This window comes from Bartonella grahamii ATCC 700132 (assembly GCF_000518085.1).
Classification (GTDB): Bacteria; Pseudomonadota; Alphaproteobacteria; order Rhizobiales; family Rhizobiaceae; genus Bartonella; species Bartonella grahamii.
The window spans coordinates 31,379-39,624 of record NZ_JACX01000019.1 but is presented as its reverse complement, the minus strand read 5'-3'; the positions used below and the strand labels follow the sequence as shown (position 1 = coordinate 39,624).

The following is an 8,246-nucleotide window of genomic DNA, read 5'->3' as shown; positions in this document are numbered from 1 at the left end:
TCTCAAAGGGGGAACGGACATCTCAAAGGGGGAACGGACATCTCAAAGGGGGAACGGACATCTCAAAGGGGGAACGGACATCTCAAAGGGGGAACTAAAAAACTGTAAAAACGTTTAACAGTGAAGAAGCCCCCAGGCTGACAAATTGGAGCCCATGCTGTCAACCTCTCATTTGGAAAATGATTGATGAATCCCTTTGTTTTTATCCTCTTATTAGTTTCATGTACAGATGATTTTAATAGTTGCTATTCGAACAATACAATGGTTAAAATCTATCCAACGGCTCAAGCATGTGAACAATCCATGATACCGTCCACAAAAAAGTTTTCATTTTCTGGACAACAAATTTTTGCTCAATGTATAAACGTCCATGCAGATTTACATCAACAAGAAGTAAAATTGATCTGGTCTGTAACAAACCGTGGAAATTTCCTGCTTAAAAGCCAAAACGTAAATAACAAGATATCTACAGTCCAGAAAGAAGGTATTTTACCAACATCGCTTCCTCTTTTGCATTCTTCTTCCACAAACCTCTTGCACAAAAAACTTTAAAAGCATAAACCCATCAGATCTCAAAAAATACTCAATGAAAGACATGATGGATAATAAGCGCATGCAACCTTCAAAAGACCATCACACAGAGCAAAACTCTCTGCCTCAAGATCTCCCTTTAGATCCTGCTGTAGAACGAGTGAGAAAAAAACTTATGGGTTTAATGATTATTTCCGTTTTAATAACGCTTTTCCTTATTCTAACCGTACTGTTTTTAATTGTTTATAAAGTGGTAGCAACCGGATCAGCGCCAAAACAAACAGAGCTATCTTCCTCTCCCAGCAAAACCCCACACGTTATCCATCATACGCTCTCTCTACCGGAAAAAACACAGATTTTGTCGCAAAACCTCTCAGAACACAATATTGTACTGAAAGTTTTAACCCCTGATGGACAAACAAAATTTATGATTTACAATTATCACACCGGTGCATTAATCGCCGTTCTTTCTGTTGAAACAAAAAAAGAAATATCAAAAACAATGCCTCATTAAGCAAACTAATATCACCACAAGCGCTTAAACAGCACCCTTCAGGTTTAAACATTTTCCTCTGCTTCAAGATACGACCACTTGGGCGACGGCGCGTTTTTCTCTGTATTCCCTCACTTAAATCCCAGCAAAGAGGCAATCTTGTCTGTCGACACCATTCGTTAAGTTCCTAGTACTGACCGTGAAAATTCAAAGAAGCGCAAAAAGCTTCTTGAGCATATATAATTTACCATCATGATACCAATAACACCACCACAAGCGCTTATACAGCATCCTTCAAGTTTAAACATTTTCCTCTGCTTCAAGATTGACCACTCGGCGGCGGCGCGTTTTTCTCTGTATTCCCTCACCTAATCCAGGCAACGAAGAAACCTCTTTTGTTGCTGTTGATGCATCTCCATTGCTCGTGCTTTCTTCTGTTGTAAGTGAAAGCTCAAGAGATGATTCATCTTGTTGGGTCCGTACAGTACGTCGACGGGGAGAACGGCGCGTTTTTTTGACAGGTTCAACATTTTTCTCAGAGCGACAGTGCTCTTGATCCGTTTTTTCATCCGATAGAGCCTCTAAAGCATTTTCACGCGCATCCCCATTTTGCGTTTTAGCATATTGGCCATTACCATTTTTTTGCGACGGCATCTGTAATACATCTGTATCACCCTCAACAGCATCTTTTTTTTCACCGTCAAGATTTATTTCACTGCATTCTTGCTCGTTGTTTTCATCACGATTTTCATCACGTCGAACCGATTGAGACATTTGTCCAGCTGCTGCTAAAATAATACGCAAATAGTGCTCGGCATGTTGTAAATAATTCTCCGACATAACACGATCACCCGCACCTTGTGCATCACGCGCAAGGCTTATGTATTTATCGGCAATTTGCTGAGCATTCCCGCGAATTTTAACATCCGGACCGCTGCTTTCATAATTGCGAGACAACGGATTAGGACCGCGACGATTATTATTGTTATTACCATTATTGTTATTATTGCGACCGCGTACCCGTCTATTTTGTTGTGGCCTCATCTTTATCCCTTTTTGGAGTGTTTGTCTTAATGTATGTCTTAATTGACTCTTCCTCATTGCATTACCTTTTGATAATGCTGATCATTTTTAACATACGGTTATCAAGCTATCCGCGTTTATTTTACTCAAACGAACCCTACTGATATTGATAAAAGCATATATTTTCTTGAAAATCACAAAACAGCAGGGAAATCGTAAATCAAAAATTCCCTCTTTCTCTGTTAAACAGCAGAAACCTAATGATGTTCACATAAAATGCCAAGTGTTTTTTTTAAAATAAACCATATTTCACTAAAAAAATAATTATCTTGTGGAAAACAAAAAGGAAAACACACATACAACACACCTGACAAAGAAAAATTCCTGCCAGAGAATATTAGAAGCTTCCTTTTTTGCTCTAAAACCACCGCTCCTAAAAACGCCGATATCCTCTACCCCCTCGTGCATTTAACTCACAAGCACTTCCATCCCAACGAGTCACTGCGCGAACCTCTTTATTTTAGAATATAGCCTCTCTTTATCGCTAAAGCAACCCCTTGCGAGCGATAATCCACGATCGCTTCACAAAACCTCTTGATCTTTATAGATAGATTAATACGAAGTATTATTCAAGCCCTATAATCACCAAGAGATTAATCTTCTTTCCTAAATAAGTCAGATACTATCAATTTCTATTTTAACCCATGGAGTTTTTAAGTTAATCACAGTTTTTATTTATAACAAATTGAGCTTAAAAAGCAAAATATTTAAATACAAAAAAATATAAAATTATAAAAAAATGACCAATATGTCACACTTTCCTAAAAATCAGCTTCTTCTCAAAAACATGCTCTCCTCAAAAGCTATCAATAAGAATAGCATAACACATTTCCTCTCTTATCTTTTCTGATAAAGAAAACTGGAATTATAAAACAAGCACATTTGTAAACCCAGCACAGCACTTTACGCATAAAGCAGCCTTGAATGTTTATAAAAGGAATGTTTCTTTTTTACTCATTTTTGTCATGTCTATTGACTTAGTCCCTCAAAGAACGAAGGTTCTCAAGTCACACTGCTCTGTTAACAATGAAAATTCTTGTAAAATTCGTACACTGAATTGATTTATAATGATCATTCATGTTTTTTGTGTTGAGTAAGAAAACTTAATACCATAGGCTTTTTCATCCTCAATCTGTTTACTGTTGAATCAATCTCTTTTTCTTGCATGTTACACGCGGAAAAGCCTACGTGGAGTAAAAACGATAAAGAAAGGCTAAAAGTGCCTCTTATGAACCATCTCTAAAGCTCAAGGGCTGTCAGCAAACACCATTGAAAGCTCGCAAAGTGTAAGTGGTACTTGGGGCTTACTTTTGTTTGAAACGTAAAGATGAATATGCTCTATAAATTTTATACACTTCATGGGGGCTTTACCATTATACCCTTCACCAGAACCATTACGAAATGGATTTCCCACGCCTGTTATTTCCCTTAAAAAAGCTCAACAAATCCTCCTAAAACTCCACCACGCCCCCTTAAACATTTCAAGTAAGAATCCATGCCTTATGTCGCTACACCTTAAATAAGAAGTGCAATATAACAAGATAAATAAATAAAATTTCTATTGGTCTCGAGGCAAATCGTAATTTAAGGGGTTTTTATCTTTTCATCAAAATTCGCATCCTTTTAACTTTCCGTATAAAAACTTAAAAGTAATTGCGTCTTTTGCCTTTTTTATTTTCTTTTTCATTGAGAAAACAATCGCGTAAGAGAAAATAATTTCCATCCCCAGGTCGTACCAACGTCAAACATTGTTTTTTTGCAGTATCAGAAAGCTGATCCCACATTTCACGAATAGCAAAATAGGCCTCACTTTCCAAATTAAGACAATGCTGATAAACTTCTCTTTTCATATCGGGCATAACGGAAGCAGAAATTTCCTTGCAATATACACGCAGATCAAAAACAGGAATAACCAATTCAACTGGTGCTTGTTGTGTTATTTTTTTATGAGAAGAAAAATAATTGATCACCTTTGCAACAACAAAACACAAAATCACTATACAAAAAAGTATTATGCAAACAAAAGCAATCTTGCGATATAATCTTTTGAAATAAGCCTTTTGCCTTGCACGAATTCTTTTTTCCATAAAGATTGTACCCTTTAACATCCCAAGAGAAGCTTTTACAGCAAAAAATGATAGAAGTATCTGTGTACACAATACAGGTTATAGGGGCAAACGATCAAGACTCTTATGTCAAAAGACTCTTTTTTATCGTATAATTTTTATCGTATAAAATTTTTGTGAAACACTTTTCTCATGCCCTTTATGAAAAAATAGGGATTATGATTTTCTTTCACTACCTTAAAAGGCGAAGATTCTTCATCCATCTGGCGCTATAAACAATTCGTCTTCTTTAAAACACATCACATTGATTTATAAAGAGTATTTATTGTTTTTCATATCGAATAAGAAACCTGAATACCATAAGATTCTCTCATCCTAAATTTGTTTTCTGTTGAAACGATCAAAACCATGTCGCTTGCAAGTTACAAGCGGAGCTGGCATGTGGATTAAAAACTGTACAAAAAAGGCATATGCCTCTTATAAAGCGTCTCACGAACCAAGACTTTCATACTATTAGGAGCTGAAAAAGTGTATGAGAATACCAGTCTGCACTTTTATGAAGCATAAAGATAAGGGAGATATCTTATAAGTTTTATACATTTCATAGGAGCTTTACCCTTATACCATTGACAAGTGTCCTTGTGAAAGGGTCTTGGGAGTGAGATATCTCTTAAAAACAAGTCCGTGAATATGCAATAAATGTATATTCAGAGACAAATAATATTTTAATATTTTGAGCATTCTGTTTTTATGTGAGAGGCATGATCCCAAAAAGAAACGCTATACACAAAGGCATGAAGCATTATCTTTATTCTTTAAATAATATCGCTATAGATAGTTTTGAAAATTATAAAGCAAAAAAATGATAGCACAAAGAGTGATTAATATGCCTTTATATTTTTCTCAATAAGGCTGTCTTCCTATTTCAGAAATCACTCAAATACAGCCCCCATCTGACATACATAAAGTCTAGCTTACATAAAGTCTAGCTTACAAAAGCTGGAATCGCTCAGAGAGTTTTGCCCTTCTGAATCCGTAAGGCTCTCATTCTTCTTTCTCTCAAACATGTTACAGCTTTGAAATTTGATGTTGTTTGACAAGCAACAAAAAAGCTCTGTACTCTCTTAAGAAAACAATGCCTTAAGATTACACACATAATGGATTAGAAAGATGTCCTAGCTTTTTATCAAACATGCTGTAAAACAACGAGCGTAACATATTGGCTTTTTGCTTATCCCAAAAATATTCATCCCAATTCTTGTATTCCATTCCCTTGCGTCCAATTCCCTTGTGTCCCATGCATAAAGATCAAGTTGAAGGAAATATATGGGTAACCTTAGACTTGAAAATATGAAAGGAAGGCGTGACAGAGTTTCGCGTTCCTTTGTCATGCAAAAGCATTAGACATTCTGAAACAAGCACACTTGCTATCTCGTAATGCTTTCTTTTTTCTGCTACCGGTCAAATCCCTTTATTTAGAGAATTGGCTATCACAAGTTATGCAACAAATAGCGCTATATGCAACAAACAAAGCCTGATTTATATCCGCATGGAATTCGTTCCAGTTTACATGATTGGCTCACAAAATCAACTTGACTTTCCCCTTCGTCTTTCCCCTCATGGGATCTCTATCACCATAGAACAAAAAGCGATATTTTATGACGCTTTATGGACAAAATCCCCACCGCCCGAAGAGTTCATCACATGACGAAAAAAACACCCCTCATATTCACCACACACAAACACTTCAATATATAAAACTTACATGCCTTCTATCACCGCACTCTCAAAAGGCAGCACGACAACAAGATAAGAAATTATTGATGTAAAACTCCAAACAAAGAAAAGAATGGACTTTCTAATCGAGATCAACAAACACTGTAAAAGACACATTTGTAAAGACACATTTGCATTTTTGATCATACGGGCATGTATGATAATGGACCTTCAAGTGCGCCACCATTTTACGCTTCACCCATATCACTCTCCGTTAGACAGTAACAAACATTCTTTAACTATTCAACGCTCCCCCATTATAATCAACGCAAAGAAACTAAAACAGATACCTGCATTTTTATTTTGAATCTTCCTTATTGGGATAAAACACTCAAGAATTTAGAGATTTCACTGCAAAACGAAATCACAAAATACAATAATGAAAAAAAAATATCCAAAGCCACCTCAATAATAGATATATAGCACCCCTGCTATTAAACAGAAAAAAGCCGCACCTTTAAATGGCGCGGCTTATGAATAGAGATATAATTAAATAAAATACAAAAGAAATCAATAATAAATACTTATACACAAATCGTATAATATTGCAAGCTTTTTAATTATATTTATAAAATTTATCCAAAAAGAGTATAAATAATGACGCCTTCGTATTAATGGAAGTCATTTGCAACAACGCACTTTCTAAAATCAAAACGTATCAAATAAATCAAAATACTTTGTAGCTTTATTTCAATATCATCCATGAAAAACACACATGGTTTAAGTACATAATTATAATAAAACCCGTTCTTTTACGCTTGTAAAAGCTAGTTTTTCTTAACTTGCATTCACCACTTCAAAAGACGATGCTTCACCCAATCTGATCTATTAATATCTCGGATTATAGCGGGGTCCATTTAGCTTTCCCACATGTGATTTACTTAAACTTAAAGCTCAACAAATAAGCCCTGCCTTAAATATTTGGCACACCTTTAAAAACACTTTTTGTATTATTTTGGCTCTTACAAAGAGGTTTACCTTATATCATCACACCTGAAAGGACAGTATTTACAGTATAAGAAGGATAAGACAAATAAACAACCGCTTGTACAATCTTGTTTGATAAGAAAACAAGTAAATTTTCGCTTTCAAGCCTGCTCCAACAGTACAGCATTGCTCTTCTTTATAAGAGAAGATATAACGACACGCATTTTTTTCTTATAGGAATTTTTCTGCTTTTGTTCTTGTGACAATTAAAACTTTCTTTTTATGGGATTTTTGACAAATTAAAATTGCGATAAACTGCTTTTTTTCTCTTTTAAAAAAGCTTAAAAACAGCAAATTATTTATAAATTTAAAATCATTGAACGCTCTATCCAAAAGCTTTTTAAAATTATTGCAAGATTTTTTATCTTTTTTTAAAATTTCTTTTGCCATGCGTTTCTGTTTGGACACGGCTCCTTTCTCTGTAGGCCTTAAAAACTTGCCCTTAGATTTCAATATGTGCCCTAATCTCCCCAACAACTCATGATCAACTTTCCTGCAACAACGCTTCTCTTTTTAAAACTAGACTCTCTATCAATTTTTTACCTTTTTTTAACATCTCAAACAGAGTGCAATCCACGCTCGACCTAAGATATAAATAAGGTTTATCTGATCCATAGCTTCAACCCATGCCTATTGTTTATAATCAATTTGTTATGATCAGTCTTTTCTATTTTTCCTTTTCTAACAACGAAGAAATCCCTCTAGAATGCTCAACACCCATGTATTGACTAACATTACTGTATATTTCTAGCGGCTTATGTGTTGTAAGTTTTGAACCAAAAGAACTGTAGTCTATTTTTGGCGCCTCGTATATTGGAGAAAAAAATAGGTCTCCAGCGGACAATGATTCTATTTTAATGTCTGATCCGCTCACAATACTGCTTGATGTCGTTATTCCACCACTCACAACACTATTAATACTGTCTTGATTCTCTTTTTTCGTATTTTTTTTCTGTTCGATCTTGGTAGGATCTAGAGTATTTAATTTTTTTTCTAACACATCCATGCGCTTTGCTAAAGCATCCATGCGCTTTGAAATTTTTGTAATATCTTCATATGCTTTCTTCAACAATGCGTTTAAAGGAGCATGTCCCATTCTTCCGCTAGCATAAAGAACCACACGAATACATTCAGGATCATCAATATCAGCAATAGAAAATGGAAAAAGTGCCATTATATCCCCCTTTTTGGTAAGCTAAACGCGTATTAAGCATTTGAATATCTTTTTCCGTTGTACGGCTCTTGCATTCCTCAAGACAACCTCAAGACAACCTCAAGACAACCTCAAGACAACCTCAAGACAACCTCAA

Annotated in this window: 6 protein-coding genes; 2 read left to right on the top strand and 4 right to left on the bottom strand. The window is 35.4% G+C overall.

Translation table 11 applies throughout. From position 1 onward, the window contains the following. The first annotated feature begins 186 nt into the window (after positions 1–186). Positions 187–552, top strand: coding sequence for a hypothetical protein (locus tag U736_RS12820; protein ID WP_026500527.1), 366 nt, complete (start codon positions 187–189; stop codon positions 550–552). 43 nt (positions 553–595) lie between these two features. Beyond that, positions 596–1,045: a hypothetical protein gene (locus U736_RS0106815; RefSeq protein WP_026500526.1), complete on the top strand. Its 450-nt coding sequence runs from the start codon at positions 596–598 to the stop codon at positions 1,043–1,045. A gap of 279 nt (positions 1,046–1,324) precedes the next feature. Here the strand turns inward: U736_RS0106815 and U736_RS0106810 are convergent, their stop codons facing one another. From U736_RS0106810 to U736_RS0106790, 4 genes are all read right to left on the bottom strand, one after another. Beyond that, entirely contained in the window at positions 1,325–2,068 is a 744-nt protein-coding gene (locus U736_RS0106810; protein WP_015856826.1) for a DUF4167 domain-containing protein, read from the bottom strand. Positions 2,069–3,750: 1,682 nt separating this feature from the next. After that, complete coding sequence (locus tag U736_RS0106800) at positions 3,751–4,194, bottom strand: hypothetical protein (protein ID WP_026500525.1); 444 nt, start codon at positions 4,192–4,194, stop codon at positions 3,751–3,753. A gap of 2,913 nt (positions 4,195–7,107) precedes the next feature. Continuing rightward, on the bottom strand, positions 7,108–7,326 hold the full coding sequence (locus tag U736_RS0106795; protein ID WP_041581453.1) for a hypothetical protein: 219 nt from the start codon (positions 7,324–7,326) through the stop codon (positions 7,108–7,110). A gap of 277 nt (positions 7,327–7,603) precedes the next feature. Then, complete coding sequence (locus U736_RS0106790; RefSeq protein ID WP_015856828.1) at positions 7,604–8,110, bottom strand: hypothetical protein; 507 nt, start codon at positions 8,108–8,110, stop codon at positions 7,604–7,606. Between the last annotated feature and the right edge of the window lie 136 nt (positions 8,111–8,246).

Bases quoted from the DNA above. Each gene is read 5' to 3' on its own strand.
- U736_RS12820 (WP_026500527.1), top strand. From the start codon at position 187: ATGAATCCCTTTGTTTTTATCCTCTTATTAGTTTCATGTACAGATGAT.
- U736_RS0106815 (WP_026500526.1), top strand. From the start codon at position 596: ATGATGGATAATAAGCGCATGCAACCTTCAAAAGACCATCACACAGAG.
- U736_RS0106810 (WP_015856826.1), bottom strand. From the start codon at position 2,068: ATGAGGCCACAACAAAATAGACGGGTACGCGGTCGCAATAATAACAAT.
- U736_RS0106800 (WP_026500525.1), bottom strand. From the start codon at position 4,194: ATGGAAAAAAGAATTCGTGCAAGGCAAAAGGCTTATTTCAAAAGATTA.
- U736_RS0106795 (WP_041581453.1), bottom strand. From the start codon at position 7,326: ATGGCAAAAGAAATTTTAAAAAAAGATAAAAAATCTTGCAATAATTTT.
- U736_RS0106790 (WP_015856828.1), bottom strand. From the start codon at position 8,110: ATGGCACTTTTTCCATTTTCTATTGCTGATATTGATGATCCTGAATGT.